This is a genomic window from Sorangium sp. So ce1014, assembly GCF_051521505.1.
Taxonomy (GTDB): Bacteria; Myxococcota_A; Polyangia; order Polyangiales; family Polyangiaceae; genus Sorangium.
Window position 1 is genome coordinate 9,780,405 of the sequence record NZ_CP150356.1, and the last position, 15,747, is coordinate 9,796,151.

Here is a 15,747-nt window from a genome sequence, read left to right on the forward strand (position 1 = left end):
GGTTTCCCATGGCTGATATCGATCGTGATCCCGAGCAGACCGAGCAATCCGAGCAGGTGCCCTTCTTCGCTCGTTTCCTGGAAGATCAGAAGCGCATCCGCACCGGCGTCAAGGCCGGCGGTGGCTTCGCGACGAAGAAGTACCCCTCGGACAGCGATGAAGTCACCACGATGAAGTACCCGTCGGACGGCGACGACGACTTGCCCTCGAAGTAGGCCGCGAGCGACGCGCGAGGCGTCGCTGGAGTCGCCGGCTCAGAGCGGCGCTTGGTCACGCGTAACCAAACGCAACCAATCTTAACACTATTCAACACAACTGAGCGCTCTCGGCTGCAAGACAACCGCAGCAGCGGAATCAGATCGCCGCAATCGTGCCCAAATCGTGCCCAGGGTATCCGCGGGCTTGCCTCCCCGCCTGGTTGCTCTTTAAATTGGCTCTCTTGTCCTCGGCGGCGTCGCCGCCACAGCAACCTGGAGGTTTCCCATGGCTGATACCGATTTCCGTGAGCCCGAGCAGCAAGAGCAGAAGAATGACGCCGAGGCGGTGCCCTTCTTCGCTCGCTTCCTGGAGGATCAGAAGCGCGTCCGGACCGGCGTCAAAGCCGGCAAGCCCACCGCCCAGACGCTGAAGTACCCGTCCGACCAAGAGGATGGCCCCATCTTCACCACGCTGAAGTACCCGTCGGACGGCGACGAGGCCTGAGCGTCGCATGAGCCGCCGGCGCCGTGCGAGAGAGGCCTCCTGACGTGACCACCGCGGGCGCAAATGTCCTCCTGGTCTCGCATGCGCAGGACGACTTCGGGATCGAGCGCGTGGCGGACGCGCTGCGACGGCGCGGCGCTCGCCCCGTTCGCCTGAACGTCGACCGGTTTCCTCGCAGCATCACCCTCTCGACGGCGCTCGGGGCCGGCGGCGCGCGCCGCCGCCTGGAGGACGCCGGGGTCGCGATCGGCGGAGACGAGATCTCCGCCGTCTGGCTCCGGCGCCTCTGGGCGCCCAGCCTCGGCGAGGGCATCCCCGAGGCGTACCGCGCCGCCTGCGTGCGCGAGTCGATGGCGGCGCTGACCGGCTGGCTGCGCGGGCTCCCCGCGCGGCGTTGGATCAACGAGCCGGCGGCCGAGGAGCGCGCCCAGGACAAGCTGCGCCAGCTCGCGGCGGCCGCGTCGGTCGGCCTGCGCATCCCCGAGACGCTTGTGACGAACGACCCGGCCGAGGCCCGCGGCTTCTTCGCGCGCCTCGGCGGCAACGTCGTCGCCAAGATGCTCACGCCCTTCTCGACGAGCCTCTCGGGCGGCGCGCCCTTCGTCTTCACGCACGCCGTCGCGGAGGCCGATCTCGACGCCCTCTCCGGCCTGCGCCAGAGCCCCATGGTCTTCCAGGAGCGCATCCCCAAGGCGCGCGAGCTGCGCGTCGCCTGCGTCGATGGCCGGTGCTTCCCCGGCGCGCTCGACGCCTCCCTCTACGAGTCGATCGCCGTCGACTGGCGCCACCCGGACGTCAACGAGACCGGCATCGCGTGGGAGCAGGACGCTCTCCCGCGCGACGTCGAAGCGCAGCTCGGCGCGGTCTTGCGCGCCCTCGGGCTGGTCTTCGGGGCCGTCGATCTCATCCGGACGCCGGACGGGGAGCACGTCTTTCTCGAGGTCAACCCCGCCGGCGAGTGGGGCATGCTGGAGCGGGATCTCGGCCTGCCGATCGCCGATGCGCTGGCGGAGGCGCTGCTCGCTCCGACGGAGAACCCGTGACAGTCCTCATCATCACGCACAGCGAAGACAACGAGTGCATCACCCGCGTCGCCGACGCGATCGCCAGGCTGGGCGGCAGGGCCTTCCGCTTCGACACAGACGCTTTCCCAGAGGGGGCGCGGCTCGCGCTGGCCTCGGGGCCCGGGGCGGGCCGCTCCACGCTGAAGACCGAGGAGGGCGAGCTCGATCTCGGCGACGTGACCGCCGTCTGGTATCGCCGGGTCGCTTACGGCCGCGCGCTGCCCGCGTCGATGGACCCGCAGCTCCGGAGCGCGTCGGTCCAGGAGGCGAAGCAGACCGTGGAGGGCATGCTGGCGGCGCTCCGCGTCCCGCAGGTCGACCCCCTGCCGGCGGTGCGCTTCGCGTCGAACAAGCAGGTGCAGCTCGATATCGCGCGCGAGGTCGGCCTCGACACGCCGCGCACGCTCACCACCAACGACGAGGGCGCGGCGCGGGCCTTCGCCGCGACCTGCCCGGGCGGGGTGATCGCCAAGATGCTCTCGTCGTTCGCCGTCTACCGCGGCGGCGAGGAGCACGTGGTCTTCACGAACGCCCTCGGGGCCGAGGACCTCGCGGACATGCGCGGGCTCTCGCTCTGCCCGATGACGTTCCAGGAGAAGATCCCGAAGGCGCGCGAGCTGCGGGTGACGGTCGTGGGCGAGCGCGTCTTCTCGGCCTCGATCGACTCGGAGGCGGCGCCTGGCGCCGAGGTCGACTGGCGTCGGCAGGGGCTAGAGCTCATCGACGCGTGGCGCAAGGACGCGCTCCCGCCCGACGTCGAGACCGCGGTGCTCCGGCTGATGGATCAGCTCGGCCTCAACTACGGCGCCCTCGACATCCTCCGCACACCGGACGGCCGGCACATCTTTCTCGAGGTCAATCCATCCGGCGAGTTCTTCTGGCTCGAGCGGACCCCCGGGCTCCCGATCAGCGAAGCGCTCGCCGAGGTGCTCCTCGGCAAGGCGCCGCGCCGCGGCTCGTGGAGCGCCTTCCTGCATGCGCCCGTGACGCAGCACCGCTGAGCCGCGCGCTCAGCGCCGCCCGCTTGCCACTTCCGGCGCAGCCCGCCCGCCATGGCAGCGCACGGGCAGCCATCGCGCCGCGCCGCGTCGCGCCGCGAGGAGCGCTCGACAACGCGCCGAGGTTTCGCACTTGCTATCCGTTCAGGGTAGGGCGCGCAGTGGGATCGCGACGCGTGGGACTCGGCCGGAGCGGCTACCGACCGCCGCTCCATCATGGCGCCGCCAGGCGAATCGAGCGAGGACGATCCGCGCGGGGGATCGCGCCAGCCTCGAACGACTGTGCCGCTACGGCGCGCGCCCGCCCTTCAGTCTGGAGCGCGTCTCGCTGCTGCGCAGCGCGAGGCCATCGTGGCGATCTCGACCCATCTGGGCATCCCGACCGAGCTGCCGCCCATCGCCAGGGCCACAGACCCGTCGTTCGACGCGGCGTGAGCCTCTCGGCCTCGTCCCTCGGCGTGCCGCCCGCGCGTGCCGGAGGCCGACCTTTGCCCGCTGCTCGACGAACTGCGAGCCGCGCACTCCTTCTTGGGCCTTTTCGTGCCCCGAGGATCCCGGTTCCCCAGCCCGCCTTGGCGGCCCGCGCGGCTCTACCTCGCGTCATCCGGCCGGCTTGTCCTATCCTCTCGACCACCTTCCATCCCGGTTCCACACCGCAGCGTTTCTCTTGTCACCGAAACGGCGGCAGGGGCCCCGAAGCGGCGGAGGTCGAGGTGGGCGTCGGCGAAATCGACGAGGCCATGGGCTCACGACATCGAAATATCGATCTCGGGGAATCCGACACACTCCATTTCGAACCGCGAGAGCCGGCCAACTGCCTCATACTTGGATAGCATCGTTGGGATCAAGTATAGCGCGCCATACAGCGCCTGAAATGCATCGAAGCCGGCTCCATGGGACTTATGGCTGTCCCCAGCCCCAGTGACTTCTACGTCAGATTGCCAGCACAGGGCTGCTGGCCTGTACTCGGGCGCCCAGACTCGTACCTGAATATTTTCTTGGCTCCCGTTCGGTCGTGTTAGCGTGAGGGTGCGTTCCGCGATCGGGTCCGACATGACGCCCCAGCTAGCGCACTCGTTGGCGGTGTCAAGTGCCCGAGCTCAGCAGGAGCTCAAGCACCTCTCCCTCCCCTTGTTGCGCGCCTTTTCGCAGGTGCTCCTCAGGAGCAGGGGCGCGCGCTCTTCGCAGTAAAGATCCCATCGGCTCGATAGCGCGAAGCATGCAGTAGCGCAGCTGGAACGACACCTGTTGTGGCCTGCAGCTCGCCCCTGCATGTGCTCTCGTAGGCACAGAGTTACGTCCCCGCGCGTCATGTACTCGGTTGAGCCCGCCGCTCCACACATGAGCTGCCAGATATCGGCCCCATCGTCTACCGCATCTTCGCACCTGCCTCGTGTGGCTCGAACTTCCATGGGCTCAGCCGCGATACTGCTCTCCTCATCAAGCACAGCCTCCGATCCCGGTGTCGGGCCCAACGCGCACGCGGAAATGGAACAGTAAATTATAACGGTGGTGATGACGTCGAGTTTTCGCATGTCGGCACCCTTGCGACCGGCGTGCCGGTTTGAGGTGTGCTGGCGTGGGGCGCGTCATCAGCTCTGCGTTATCACTGTGCTGAATCTCGTGTCTTTGCCGGCCCTTGGTCAACCCGCAATCGATGGATGGGAAGAACGCATCGTGAGGCCGGGTCCTCCATCGATTTGCATGAAAGCCAAGCCTCGCGGCGGGCGCATCCCGAACTTGCCACCAGAACTACAGCGCTCTAGCGCCAAGGTACTGGAGTGCTCTACAGCTGGAGCAGGCGGCGCCGCGCCGCGTCCAGGTCAGGGAGTGACGGCGCTGGCGTCGCCCTGGCCCGAGCTCGGGCGCGCTGCCGGCAAGGGATCGAGGCGAGCTGGGCGGCGCCCTATGCGCCCTCTCCGCGGCAGCGCGGGCGCGGAGGTCGAGGTGGGCGTCGGCGAGCTCGGGGCGGGCGCATTCCACCTGGTCGAGCCTCGAGCTCATCGACGGATGGCGCAAGGACGCGCTCCCGCCCGCCCGCCGCTTCCTGCACAGCCCGCCCGCCATTGCAGCGGACGGGCAGCGATCGCGCCGCGCCGCGAGAGCGCCTTGACAACGCGCCGAGGTTTCGCACTTGCTATCCGTTCAGGGGAGAGCACAGCCCCTGCGTTCAGCGGGCGACCTCGTGAAGATCCTAGAGCTCCACCTCCTCGCGTTCGGTCCCTTCACGGATCTCCGGCTCGACCTCTCCTCGCCGTCGCCGGGCCTCCACGTCATCTACGGCCCCAACGAGGCCGGCAAGAGCACCGCGCTGCGGGCGATCCGCGGCCTGCTCTACGGGATCCCGCACATCACGCCCGACGCCCACCTGCACCACAACACCGATCTCCGCGTCGGCGGACGGCTCGCGGGCAGGGGCGGCGCGGCGCTCGCGTTCGTCCGCCGCAAGGGGCGCGTGAAGACGCTCCGCGATCCGGACGACAACCCCCTCGACGACGCCGCGCTCGCGCCGGTGCTCGGCGGCGTGACGGAGGAGCTCTTCCGGACCTCCTTCGGGCTGGATCACGAGACGCTCCGGCAGGGCGCCGAGGCCCTGCTCCAGGGCAAGGGCGACGTCGGCCAGAGCCTGTTCGGCGCGGGGCTCGGCGGCCCGGGGCTGCAGCAGCTCCTCGCCAAGCTGCGCCAGGAGGCGGACGAGATCTTCACGCCCCAGGCGAGGACCCGCCCGCTCAACGAGGCGATCAAGACCTTCGAGGAGGCGCGCAACCGCGCCAAGACCGCCGCGCAGCCGCCCGCGGACTGGACGCGCAAGCGGCAGGAGATCGACGAGGCCAGGGCCGAGCAGGAGCGCGTCGACGCGGAGCTGCGCGCGCTCCGGGCGACCGACAAGCGGCTCCGGCGCGCGCTCCGCGTGCTCCCGCTGCTCGAGGCGCGGCGCGCGATCGCCGGCCGGCGCGCCGCCCTCGGCGACGTCGTCCTCCTGCCCGAGGGCGCGCAGCGCGATCGCGAGGACGCCCAGGATCGCGCCGCCGACGCGGCCGCCCAGGCGGAGCGGCTCCGCGCCGACATCGAGGAGCTCGAGGCCCGCCACGCCGCGCTGCACGTCCCCGCGTCGCTCGCCGAGCTCGATCCGGGCGTGATCGACGGCCTCGTGACCCGGCTCGGCAGCCACCGCAAGGCCGCCGTCGACCTGCCGCGGGTCCGGGCCGAGCTCCACGGCATCGAGGAGGAGGCGCGCGCGATCCTCCGCAGGCTCGGGCGGGACGCCTCGCTCGTCGGCGGCGCCGAGCCCGAGCGGCTCGAGGCGATGCGCGTCGACGTCGCGACCGAGGCGCGCATCAAGAAGCTCGCCCGCGAGCGCGGCGCGGCCCTGGCCAAGCCGCGCGAGGTGGAGCGGCTGCTCTCGGCGCACCGCGCGCGGCGCGACGCCTGCGCGCGCCGCCTCGCCGAGCTGCCGCCGAGCGAGGACCCCGCCCCGCTCCGGGGCGCGCTCTCGCGCGCGCAGAAGCAGGGCGACCTCGAGCACCGCCTCCGCGAGGCGGCGACGGCGGCGGGGCAGCTCGCCCGCGAGGCCGGCGCGCAGCGCGACCGGCTCGGCCTCGGCCTCGGCGGCGGGTCCGGCGTGCCCGCTTCGCGGGTGCGCCTTGACGTCAGCGACGCGCCGGCGAGGCGGCCGCTCTCCGCCGTCGAGGCGAGCGCCCTGCCCGTCCCGCTCCCCGAGACGGTCGATCAGGCGGCGGCGCAGTGGGGCGCGATCGCGCGCGAGCGCGAGCGGCTCGGCGAGCGCACCGCCGAGGTCGAGGCGCGCCTGCGCGAGAGCGCGCGCGAGATCGACGCCCTCCAGCGCGCCGGCGCGGTGCCCACGGAGGCCGATCTCTCCGAGGCGCGCGAGCGCCGCGACGCCGTCTTCAAGGCGCTGCTGCGCGCTCTCCAGGCGAAGGGGAGCGCCCGCGCGGCGGCGGCGATCCACACCGCCTCGCTCTTCGATCTCGGCGCCGACGTGGCCGCCTCGCCCGGCGCCGGGCGCAGGCCGACGCTCGCCGCGCCGGGCGAGGCGGCCGCGCGCGGCAAGGCCGACGAGTACACCGAGCGGGTCCGCGTCGCCGACGCCCTGGCCGATCGGCTGCGCCGCGAGGCCGACCGGGTCGCCCGCCTCGCGCGGCTGCTCGCCGACAAGGCGCGGGCCGATGCGGATCAGGCGCAGCTCGCCGCGGAGCGCGCCGCGCTTTCGCGCCGCACGGAGGAGGCCGAGGCCGCGTGGCTCGAGCTGTGGCGGCCCGCGGGCGTCGCGCCGCGCTCGCCCGAGGAGATGCGCGGCTGGCTCGGCCGTCACGTGGGCCTGACCGCCACGGTCGACCGGCTGCGCGCGGCGGAGGCGGAGGCCGAGGCGCTGCGGGCCCGGATGCAGGCGCACGCCGCCGAGCTCCGCGCGGCGCTCCAGGGCGCCCGCGCCGCGCCGGGCGGCGCGGGCGGGGACGTCGCGGGCGCCGGCGTGATCGGGCCGCTGGAGGACGCGGCCGCGCGCCTCCCGGCGCTCGTCGAGGCGGCGGAGCAGGAGCTCGCGGCCATCGAGGGCGCGGCCCGCGAGCGCCGCGAGCTCCTGCGCGAGCGCAAGGAGCTCGAGCGCGAGCTCGAGGACCTCGAGCGCGAGCGGGCCGAGCATGCGCGCGCGCTCGATGCGTGGCGGGCCGAGTGGGCGGAGGGCGTGCGGCTGCTCGGCCTGCCCGGCGACGCCTCCGCGGACGAGGCCACGGCGATCCTCGACGAGCTCGGCGCGCTGTTCCGCAAGACGGACAGCGCGGCCCACGAGCGCCGCCGGGTGCTCGGGATGGAGCGCGACGCCGCGGCGTTCGCGGCCGACGTCGCGGAGCTCGCGGCCCGGCACGCGGCGGATCTGGCCGAGCTGCCCGCGGATCAGGCCGCCGATCAGCTGATCAAGCGCCACCACAAGGCGCGCGCCGATCTCCGCGAGCGCGGCGAGATCGCGCAGCGCCTGGCCGAGAAGCGCCGCGAGCGGGACCAGCAGGAGGCGCGCCGCGCGGCCGCCGAGGCGCGCCTCGCGAAGCTGTTCGAGGCGGCGGGCGTCGCGCGCGCGGGCGACGCCGCCGCCGACCTCGCGGCGCTGTCCCTGGCGGAGGAGCGCTCGCGCGAGGCGCGCCGGCTCGACCGCGAGCTCGTCGAGAACGAGGGCAAGCTCCTCGAGGCGGGCGAGGGCGCGGGCGTCGCGGCGCTGGAGCAGGAGACCGCGGGGGTGGAGCGGGACGCGCTCGCGCTCGAGCTCGACCGCGCGGAGGAGCGGCTCGCGGCGCTGGAGGACGAGCGGCGCCGGATCGACAGGGCGCTCGGGAGCCTGGAGCAGGAGCGCGAGCAGCTCAGGGCGACGGTGGGCGCCGCGGAGGCCGCCGTGGAGGCGCAGATCTGCCTCTCGCACCTGCGCGGCGAGGTGCGCCGTTACGTGCGGGCGCACCTCGCCGCGGTGCTGCTCGAGCGCGAGATCGAGCGCTACCGGGAGCGCAACCAGGGCCCGATCCTGGCGCGCGCGAGCGCGCTCTTCCATCGCCTGACGCTGGGCGCCTTCGCCGGCCTCCGGGTGGGCTACGACGAGAGCGAGCAGGCGATGCTGCGCTGCGTCCGCGCGGCCCCGCCGCCGCCGGCGGACGCCGCGGCGGAGCCCGTGAAGGCGCCGGTGCAGCGCGAGGTGGACGTGAGCGGCCTGAGCGACGGCACGCGCGACCAGCTCTACCTCGCGCTGCGCCTCGCGAGCCTGGAGCACCACGCCCGGACGGCCGAGCCGATGCCGCTCATCCTGGACGATCTCCTGATCCATTTCGACGACGACCGCGCCCGGGCGGCCCTCGCGGTGCTCGGCGAGCTGACGGCGACGACGCAGGTGCTGTTCTTCACGCACCACGCGCGGCTCTGCGAGCTCGCGCGCGAGGCGGTGCCGGCCGAGGTGCTCCGCGAGCACCGGCTGCGGTGAGGGGGCCTCTCGCGTCGAGCGCCACCGGGGCCGCGCGCGTGTTCGCGCTCCACCGCATAGGAGTCACGGCGCGGTTAGCTTGAACTCTGGGAACCCGGTCCATGCCTCGTCGAGCCACCTCACCCGGCTTGTGATCCGCGCCAGCTGCTCGGGCGATAGGAACGACCCGATCCGGATCGACCCATGACCGCGGCATGTCACGGCGACCTATCCGCCACTGCACGCTCGACCGTGACATGTCACGGCGGCAACGCCCCGCACCGTGACGCTCGACCGTGACATGTCACGGTGGCAACGCCCTCCACCCTCCCATGCGAGGGCCGCCGCGCAGCGCGCCTCGCGCGCTTACAGCGTGTGGCACGCGAGCACGCTGGTCCCTCCACACAGCGCCCCGCACTCCCAACACGGGGTCACGAGCGGCGGGCGTGGGCACGGCAATTGCTTTGAGTCAGACAGCCGTCCTGGGCGGCGGTGCTGCGTCATGTCCGGCTCTGATCCCCATGCTCACGCCCTCACGATCTCCAGCAGCGCAGTGCGTGAGGATGGCCAGAAGTCGGCTCTCCACGCCGCGGGATCCCCCGAATGTAGATGCTAGAGGTGATTGTGCTTCGCTTAACGAACCAACCCGACGTCGTTATTGACGGTCATCCGCTTCGCTTCGCCAGACCCCTGAGCCGCCGCCATCGCGAGATCGTTGAACGCGTGGCGAAAGGGCAAACCAACAAGGAGATCGCATCCGAGCTCAGCAGCAGCCCGCACACGATCTCCACGCACCTCCGCCGCCTGTTCGCGGAGTTCGGCGTCACCACCCGGACAGGCCTCGTGCTGCGGTGCCTCGCGCCGGGGCTCGAGCGCGGCCAGCTGTCGACGATGGACGCGGAACCGAGCCAAGAGCTGCCCCTGGGTGGCGCGAAGCTTTGAGCGACGGCGATAGAGGTCCGCAGGAGGCCTCCTCCACGCCCAGCGTCCGCACACCATCCACCATCGGCCTCTCGCCACGGCCAGCCCCGTCGTCGCCGCGGCGCGCACCGGAGGTCGTGCGCGCGACCTCGCGGGTCGCCCGGTCGCCACACCTCCCAGATCGCAGCGCGCGCGCCCCCTACGCGGCCTTCCTGCGTCGAGAAATCACCTCTCCAGCGCCACCAGCGCGCCGCGCGGGCGCGTCCGACGGAAGCGGGGGAAGCCTTCGCGCGGCGGGCGCTCACGTCAAGAAACCATCGCCTGGACGGCTCCGCCTCGGAGCTCGATTCCGTCGAGCACACTACCACATTCGTGCGACTCTCCGGGCATCGCGTGCGCGCGTATAGAACTGGCCGTGGGTGAGCTCAAGAAACCGCTCCCCGCCCGAAACGCCCGGAAAACTTCGCTGAAGGAGGCAGGTTTCATGACCTTGGCCAGAGGACTCAACTTGTTTTTTGCCTGCGCAGCCGCACTGCTCGCGACCACTGCGGCCAGCGGTGCAAAGGCGGACACGCTCACGCAGGTGGTGACGACCATCGACGCCCTGAACAGCACCGCCGCTGTCGTCGAGGGTCGCGTCGTCGACATCGCGTTCACCTACGATCCGGTGGAGGGGCCCCGCACCGTCGCCACGCTGGCCGACGTCAAGACCCACCTGGGGACGCCCATCCGCGGCGAGCTCAAGATCTCAACCCTCGGCGGTCCGCACCCCAACGGGCGCAGGCTGTACATCCCCGAGCTGCCGGAGTTTCACGCGGATTCGACCTACATCGTATTCCTGACGAGGACCGACTGGTTTTACAGTCCGGTCGTGAGCAGCTTCGCGTTCCGCGTGGAGAACGTCGGCTCACGGCAGATCCTGATCAACCAGCAGGGCCACGCCATCGTGGGCGCCAGCGCCCTCGGCATCGAGCTCAGCGGCCGTCCGGTGTCCGCAGTGCAGAACGAGTCGACGACCCGCCTCGAGCGGCCCGCCCTGTTGGCCGGCGCGGAGAGCCGCGCGACCGGCGCGCTCTCCAAGAGCGACTTCCTGACATCGCTCTCCTCGCTGGCGAAGAGCGCCGCGCCGCGCGGCGAGTTCCGGCGGAGCGTCGCGCCGGGACGAACGTGGAACATCACGAAGGTCGCGCCGGGCGATCCGGCGGACGTCGAGCCCAACGCCATGCCAGCCGAGCAGATCGCCCCGCCGGAGGGCCTGGTCTGCGATTCAGTCGCGCCCGAAAAGTTCGTGTGCATTGACCCTTCTGCCGAGTGAAGAGGAAGGACCGAGATCCATGAAGCCCGCTCTCGCATTGTCAGCCGCCTTGATAGCTACCTCGCTCTCGATCGGAGAGGCGTCCGCGTACAGCGTCTTCGCCACGTGCTTCGGCGACGATGTCATCTGGGACGAGCACCCCTACGTCCCGCACCACAACACGTTCAGCATCCCGATCGGCAGCGTGCGCGAGGAGGCGCTCGTGAACGCTATCAACCAGTGGAATGGCGTGCGCGGCATGAACGACGCCATCCAGGCGCGGACCTTCAACTCCGGGAGCACGATCGTCCACGGCGACGATCTGAGCGACGTGGCCATCATGAACCGCGCCGACATCGGCGGCAACAACGGGCTCACGATGCCGTGGAGCGACGGGTGCTTCCTCGGCGACGAAGACTGGACTGAGGCCGACGTCATGCTGGCGAGCGACCTGACCATCTTCACCAACCCTAGCGAGACGCTGCTGGGCAACACCGGTCGGCAGACGTACCTCCACGAGCTCGGACACGCGCTCGGCCTGGCTGACCACCAGGCTTACAACATCATGCGCATACCGCAGCCCAGGCCCCTCTTGGGAGGCCCCGGGGAGCACGTCGACGTCCTCCCCGATGACGCCAACGGGGGCCGGTATCTCTATCCTAGCGGCAATTCGGAGACAAACCTGTTCGCTTCGGCGCACTTTCGCAATTCCTCGACCGATGTGATCGGCCTCAACTGGGCCGAGACGGTGATCGCCTGCTCGGGAGGCGGCGGGCAGATGAACCTCCCCGCGACCGTCGGCAACAATGGGACCGTCAACGTCACCCAGACCGAGCGCTGGTTCGTCAGCATCAACCAGACGGCGTATGGCGGCATCCAGATTGGAGAGTGGGGCAACGGCACCTTCCTCGCGGGCACTGCGCATACCCGGAGCGTCCCAATAACGCTGCCGCCGCTCGCGGTCGGCACCTACTTCGTGTTTCATGCCGTCGACGTCCTGAACGTCGCGTCAGAGACCCGAGAGGATGATAACGTCGTACGCGAAGCATTCGTGCTCGAGGTGATCTCATGCTGAACCGATCTCTTGACTTCAGCTTCAAGGCCGGTGCCGTTCTCGCCCTCGCGTCTGCGCTCGGCTGCTCCGACGCCGGTCCTCAGGCCGCGGGCTCGCCCGAGCCGCCCACCAGCAGCGGGGCCGCCATGATCCTGACCACGGACGACGGGACCCGCTTCGAGGGCGGGCCGATGGTCATCTCGGTGTATGAGGGCAGCAGTCCGACAGCGCAGGCGACCCTCAACGTTCGGGCTCCGGACGGGCGCGTGTACTCGGCGACGCTCGGGCTCGCCCGGGAGCAGATCGCTCGGGCGAGCGTCGACCTGAAGCGCCGGCCCCCGTCGGAGGGCACAGGCATCGTCAGCGTGAGGCTGGACAAGGAGGCGCTGCAAATCGCAGACGCAGGCAGCGTCTCCTTCTCCCTCGGCAGCGCCCGGACCGTGAGCGGCACCGTCAGGACGCCGGACGGCACGGCGGAGTTCTCCGGCAAGTACGTCCTGATGTGCTGGGTGCCCCCGAAGTCTTTAGGGAAAGCGGAGAACGGCACCGGCAGCGGCGGCGTCGAGCGACTCCAGGACGGCGATTTCGAGTCTCCCTTCTGCAAGCAGGTGGCCCACCTGCGGTGACGGGCGCCTGCGCTGCGGGTAGGCGCGTCGCGCTCCGACAGGCGCACGAATCCGACGATGTTGCCTGTCGAGCGCGATCGTGGCCATGCTAACATTGGCGCGCAACGAGGTTCGTTGCGGAGGTGAACCATGCACGGTCGATTGAATTCCGTTTTTATTGTAGCGTTCTCGCTATTTGCCAGCGCTTCGTCGCTCGGATGTCTCAGCGCCGCGTATGATCCCGTGGGGGAGCCACCTTACGTGGCCGAGGCCGAGCTGCGTGTCACCACGCGCGATGGCTCTCTCTTCGAGGGAGGTCCGATGGACATTCGACTCTTGGAGAACGGCGGGCCGACGGCACAAGCCTTGATAAGCGCCCGGGCAGACGACGGACGGGTGTGGTCTGCCGTCATGGGGCTCTCCCTCGATCAGGTCTCCGGGGCGACCGTCGAGTTGCGCCGCGAACCGCTGTCGGAGGGAGCAGGGACAGTCCGCTTCGGGGAGGCCGAGGCGCCTCAGCACGTGGAATCCGGCACGCTCTCTTTCTCGCTGGAGAGCGGCCGGACCGTCCGAGGAGTCGCAGACATCTCGCCTCAGGACGCCTCGGCGGAGTTCGAGGGCCGGTACAGTCTGTCGTGCTGGGTGCGCCCAGAGTCCCTGGGCCAGCCGCGCAACGGGGAGGGTGTCGGCGTCGAGCAGATCCAGGACGCCGAGTTTGCGTCGCCTTTCTGCAGCCCCATGGCACACCTGCGCTGAGGAAGACGGGCGGGACAGAGCCCGATCCGAGCAGCCAGGGCGAGGAGCTCGCGGCCGGCTCGAACTGGTCGCACGCTTTGCGCCTTTGCGCCGAGTTCTATCCATCATTCTTTTTTGCGCCTTTGCGCCGAATTCGCCTCACGACGTGAACAGCCAGGCAATGCTCGCCGCGCCGATCAAGAAGATCGCGGCCGTGAAGATCAGGATCGCCGTCCTGTCGGGCCGATAAGCCCCGCGCTCGATATCGCTGTACGCCCGCAGGTACCGCACCGCGGCCCAGGCCATCAGCGCCATCCCGAGCAGGACCATCCCCGCGCCGACGCCGACGACCTCGCGCAGCAACGACCGCGACCCGACCTGCGCCGCCCCGGGCGCCGTCTCCAGGAAGTACTGGCTGAACCTGTTGAGCGTGATACCGAAGCTGAGCAGCGCGATCGCCGTGCGCACATAGGCGAGGTGCGTCCGCTCGTTGGCCAGGTGCTCCCGCGCGTAGGCCTCTGTCCGCTTCACGCTCTCTTCGCCGGGCATAGGACCATGGCGACCGGCCGACACGCCTGCAAGCCCGGGCTCACCCGCCCTTGCGCCCCGAGAGCTCCACCGATGCGGAGTCCACGGACACCGAGGTCGGGGGGCCGAACTTCTTCACCTGAACGGTGACGCGGAGGGCCGGGGTGTCGTCGAGCACGCACGCGATGATGCGCTCGGCGAGCGTCTCGAGCAGCTTGTACGAAGCGCTCGTCCCCGCCTCGACGACGAGGCTCGCCAGCCTGTCGTAATCGAACACCCGCGCTCGCGCGTCGGCGCGGGGCAACAGGGCGACCGGGAGCTCCACCTCCAGGCACACCGCGAAATCCTGGGGCAGATCGCGCTCGGCGCGGGACGCGCCGTGCTTGGCGCGAAAACGGATGCCGTCGAGGCGGATCCGATACGTCTGGATCGCAGACTCCATCAGCGCCCCCTAGCATGCCTTCCGGCCGGCTTCCGCCGAAGGATGCGCGGCCGTGGGCTCGCCCGCTCGCGCGGCCCTCCCGGCGCGCCCGCGCGCGGCCGCCGCGCGCAGGCCGCAGCCCCCGTCAGAGAGGCCGCTTGAAGCACACGGCGTCGATCTTCGCGGCGAGCTCGCTGCGCAGGAACTGCACCGGCTCCCAGCCCTCTTGACCGAACCGCTTGAGGACCGGGTTCCAGCCGGACGCGCTGGTCACCTCGAGGACCTGGCTGTCGATGACCTGCGCCGTCTCGGCATCCACGCACCGCACTTCCCATCGGGGCGGATCGGTCCCCGCGTGGACCGGCGGCACAAGGAAGCGCGGCGCGATGTACGACGCGGAGCAACCGAAGAGAAACGCGACGGCGATGGCTGTCCCGGAGCTGAGCTTCGGCATGAGCAATCCTTTCCTGCGAGGTCGACTCGCGAAGGCGTATCGGCGCTTCGTGCGCCACGTCAACAAGGAACCGCGCCCGCGGGGGCGCGAGAAGCGGCGGACCGCCGCGCATGTGCCGCGCGCCATGACCGAGGATCTCGCCGCTCGCGCCACCTCCGGCGCCGTGGGCACAGGACGCCGCAATGCGCGGCGGGCTGACGCGCCCGGAGAAGGCGCCGGCCCGGCGGCGCGAGCCGACCCGCCCTACCGCTTGCGGGCGAGCGCCTCCCGATCCTTCACGATGAGCCGCCGCCCGGCCACGTCGAGCACCCCCTCCTTCCGCAGCGCCCCGAGCGTCAGCGTCACCGTCTCCCGGGTCGAGCCGATCACCTGCGCGATCTCCGCGTGCGTGATCGGCGCCGAGATCAGCGTCCCGCGCGGCGTCGGCACGCCCCACCGCTCCGCCGCGTGCAGGAGGAACTCGGCCAGCCGCCCCCCCACGTTCTTGAACAGCATCGACTCGATCCGGTCCTCGGTCTCCCGCTGCCGCGCGACAAGCAGCGCGAACACCGCCCCCCCGAGCCCCGGGTGCTGCGCGCAGAGCTCGCGGATGAGCGCGAGCGGCACCCGCACCACCTCGGCCTCGTCCATCGCGATGGCGCGCTCCGTCCGCGTCTCCAGCCCGCCGAGGCACGACTCGCCGAGCACGTCGCCCGTGCCGCGGTAGCTGAGCGGGAACGCGGCGCCCGCGTCGTTGACGCGCTCGACGCGCGCCCGGCCCCGGCCGAGCACCACGAGCGTGTCCGCAGGGGCGCCCTGCTCGAAGATCGCCGCGTCGGACGCCACCACCTCGAGCACGGCGGCGTCCGTGAGCGCATCCCGCACCGCGCGGTCCACCTGCGCGAAGAGCGAGGAGAGCCGGAAGGCGCGCGCCACCCGCGCCTTCACGGGATCAGTCGGATGGCGCCCGGCATCCGGCGCGTACTGGGAATCCAGATCGCTCACAGGGTGAGCAAAAGCGTAATCCATACTG

15 protein-coding genes are annotated in these 15,747 nt (G+C 71.0%); 10 read left to right on the forward strand and 5 right to left on the reverse strand.

From position 1 onward, the window contains the following. The first annotated feature begins 8 nt into the window (after window positions 1-8). The 4 genes from WME75_RS37060 to WME75_RS37075 all read left to right on the forward strand — a co-directional run bounded on the left by WME75_RS37060 (window position 9) and on the right by WME75_RS37075 (window position 2,767). The gene (locus WME75_RS37060) at window positions 9-215 is read left to right on the forward strand and encodes a microviridin/marinostatin family tricyclic proteinase inhibitor (protein ID WP_437481070.1); all 207 of its coding nucleotides are present in this window, start codon (window positions 9-11) and stop codon (window positions 213-215) included. 268 nt (window positions 216-483) lie between these two features. Continuing rightward, the gene (locus tag WME75_RS37065; protein ID WP_437481072.1) at window positions 484-702 is read left to right on the forward strand and encodes a microviridin/marinostatin family tricyclic proteinase inhibitor; all 219 of its coding nucleotides are present in this window, start codon (window positions 484-486) and stop codon (window positions 700-702) included. 44 nt (window positions 703-746) lie between these two features. Continuing rightward, window positions 747-1,745 (forward strand): MvdC family ATP-grasp ribosomal peptide maturase, encoded by a 999-nt coding sequence (locus WME75_RS37070; RefSeq protein ID WP_437481075.1) that lies wholly within the window; start codon window positions 747-749, stop codon window positions 1,743-1,745. Then, window positions 1,742-2,767 carry an MvdD family ATP-grasp ribosomal peptide maturase gene (locus WME75_RS37075; protein WP_437481078.1) on the forward strand — a complete coding sequence of 342 codons (1,026 nt, stop codon included), beginning with the start codon at window positions 1,742-1,744 and terminating at the stop codon, window positions 2,765-2,767. The genes WME75_RS37070 and WME75_RS37075 overlap by 4 nt, the downstream gene beginning before the upstream one ends. Before the next feature lie 743 nt (window positions 2,768-3,510). Here the strand turns inward: WME75_RS37075 and WME75_RS37080 are convergent. Then, window positions 3,511-3,819: a DUF6968 family protein gene (locus WME75_RS37080; protein WP_437481081.1), complete on the reverse strand. Its 309-nt coding sequence runs from the start codon at window positions 3,817-3,819 to the stop codon at window positions 3,511-3,513. Window positions 3,820-4,949: 1,130 nt separating this feature from the next. On the opposite strand from WME75_RS37080, the gene WME75_RS37085 reads away from it, so the two are divergent. The 6 genes from WME75_RS37085 to WME75_RS37110 all read left to right on the forward strand — a co-directional run bounded on the left by WME75_RS37085 (window position 4,950) and on the right by WME75_RS37110 (window position 13,353). Then, the gene (locus tag WME75_RS37085; RefSeq protein WP_437481083.1) at window positions 4,950-8,744 is read left to right on the forward strand and encodes an AAA family ATPase; all 3,795 of its coding nucleotides are present in this window, start codon (window positions 4,950-4,952) and stop codon (window positions 8,742-8,744) included. 597 nt (window positions 8,745-9,341) lie between these two features. Further along, window positions 9,342-9,665, forward strand: coding sequence for a response regulator transcription factor (locus WME75_RS37090; RefSeq protein WP_437481086.1), 324 nt, complete (start codon window positions 9,342-9,344; stop codon window positions 9,663-9,665). A 394-nt stretch (window positions 9,666-10,059) separates the two neighbouring features. Further along, complete coding sequence (locus WME75_RS37095) at window positions 10,060-10,959, forward strand: hypothetical protein (RefSeq protein ID WP_437481088.1); 900 nt, start codon at window positions 10,060-10,062, stop codon at window positions 10,957-10,959. A gap of 19 nt (window positions 10,960-10,978) precedes the next feature. Next, window positions 10,979-12,013: a hypothetical protein gene (locus tag WME75_RS37100; protein ID WP_437481091.1), complete on the forward strand. Its 1,035-nt coding sequence runs from the start codon at window positions 10,979-10,981 to the stop codon at window positions 12,011-12,013. Beyond that, complete coding sequence (locus WME75_RS37105; RefSeq protein WP_437481093.1) at window positions 12,007-12,618, forward strand: hypothetical protein; 612 nt, start codon at window positions 12,007-12,009, stop codon at window positions 12,616-12,618. The genes WME75_RS37100 and WME75_RS37105 overlap by 7 nt, the downstream gene beginning before the upstream one ends. Window positions 12,619-12,918: 300 nt before the next feature. Continuing rightward, the gene (locus WME75_RS37110) at window positions 12,919-13,353 is read left to right on the forward strand and encodes a hypothetical protein (RefSeq protein ID WP_437481096.1); all 435 of its coding nucleotides are present in this window, start codon (window positions 12,919-12,921) and stop codon (window positions 13,351-13,353) included. Window positions 13,354-13,491: 138 nt separating this feature from the next. On the opposite strand, the gene WME75_RS37115 is transcribed toward WME75_RS37110, so the two are convergent. The 4 genes from WME75_RS37115 to WME75_RS37130 form a co-directional block, all read right to left on the reverse strand. Further along, a complete protein-coding gene (locus WME75_RS37115) occupies window positions 13,492-13,863 on the reverse strand; it encodes a YidH family protein (RefSeq protein ID WP_437481098.1) in 372 nt (123 codons plus the stop codon). A gap of 58 nt (window positions 13,864-13,921) precedes the next feature. After that, window positions 13,922-14,302: a dihydroneopterin aldolase gene (locus WME75_RS37120; protein ID WP_437481101.1), complete on the reverse strand. Its 381-nt coding sequence runs from the start codon at window positions 14,300-14,302 to the stop codon at window positions 13,922-13,924. A gap of 124 nt (window positions 14,303-14,426) precedes the next feature. Continuing rightward, window positions 14,427-14,735 (reverse strand): hypothetical protein, encoded by a 309-nt coding sequence (locus WME75_RS37125; RefSeq protein WP_437481104.1) that lies wholly within the window; start codon window positions 14,733-14,735, stop codon window positions 14,427-14,429. Window positions 14,736-14,978: 243 nt separating this feature from the next. After that, window positions 14,979-15,719, reverse strand: coding sequence for a Crp/Fnr family transcriptional regulator (locus tag WME75_RS37130; protein ID WP_437481107.1), 741 nt, complete (start codon window positions 15,717-15,719; stop codon window positions 14,979-14,981). Window positions 15,720-15,747: the final 28 nt, after the last annotated feature.

Excerpts from the sequence above, each read along its gene's own strand:
- WME75_RS37120 (WP_437481101.1), bottom strand. The coding sequence starts at position 14,302 with ATGGAGTCTGCGATCCAGACGTATCGGATCCGCCTCGACGGCATCCGT.
- WME75_RS37110 (WP_437481096.1), top strand. The coding sequence starts at position 12,919 with ATGGACATTCGACTCTTGGAGAACGGCGGGCCGACGGCACAAGCCTTG.
- WME75_RS37105 (WP_437481093.1), top strand. The coding sequence starts at position 12,007 with ATGCTGAACCGATCTCTTGACTTCAGCTTCAAGGCCGGTGCCGTTCTC.
- WME75_RS37080 (WP_437481081.1), bottom strand. The coding sequence starts at position 3,819 with ATGTCGGACCCGATCGCGGAACGCACCCTCACGCTAACACGACCGAAC.
- WME75_RS37100 (WP_437481091.1), top strand. The coding sequence starts at position 10,979 with ATGAAGCCCGCTCTCGCATTGTCAGCCGCCTTGATAGCTACCTCGCTC.
- WME75_RS37125 (WP_437481104.1), bottom strand. The coding sequence starts at position 14,735 with ATGCCGAAGCTCAGCTCCGGGACAGCCATCGCCGTCGCGTTTCTCTTC.
- WME75_RS37060 (WP_437481070.1), top strand. The coding sequence starts at position 9 with ATGGCTGATATCGATCGTGATCCCGAGCAGACCGAGCAATCCGAGCAG.
- WME75_RS37065 (WP_437481072.1), top strand. The coding sequence starts at position 484 with ATGGCTGATACCGATTTCCGTGAGCCCGAGCAGCAAGAGCAGAAGAAT.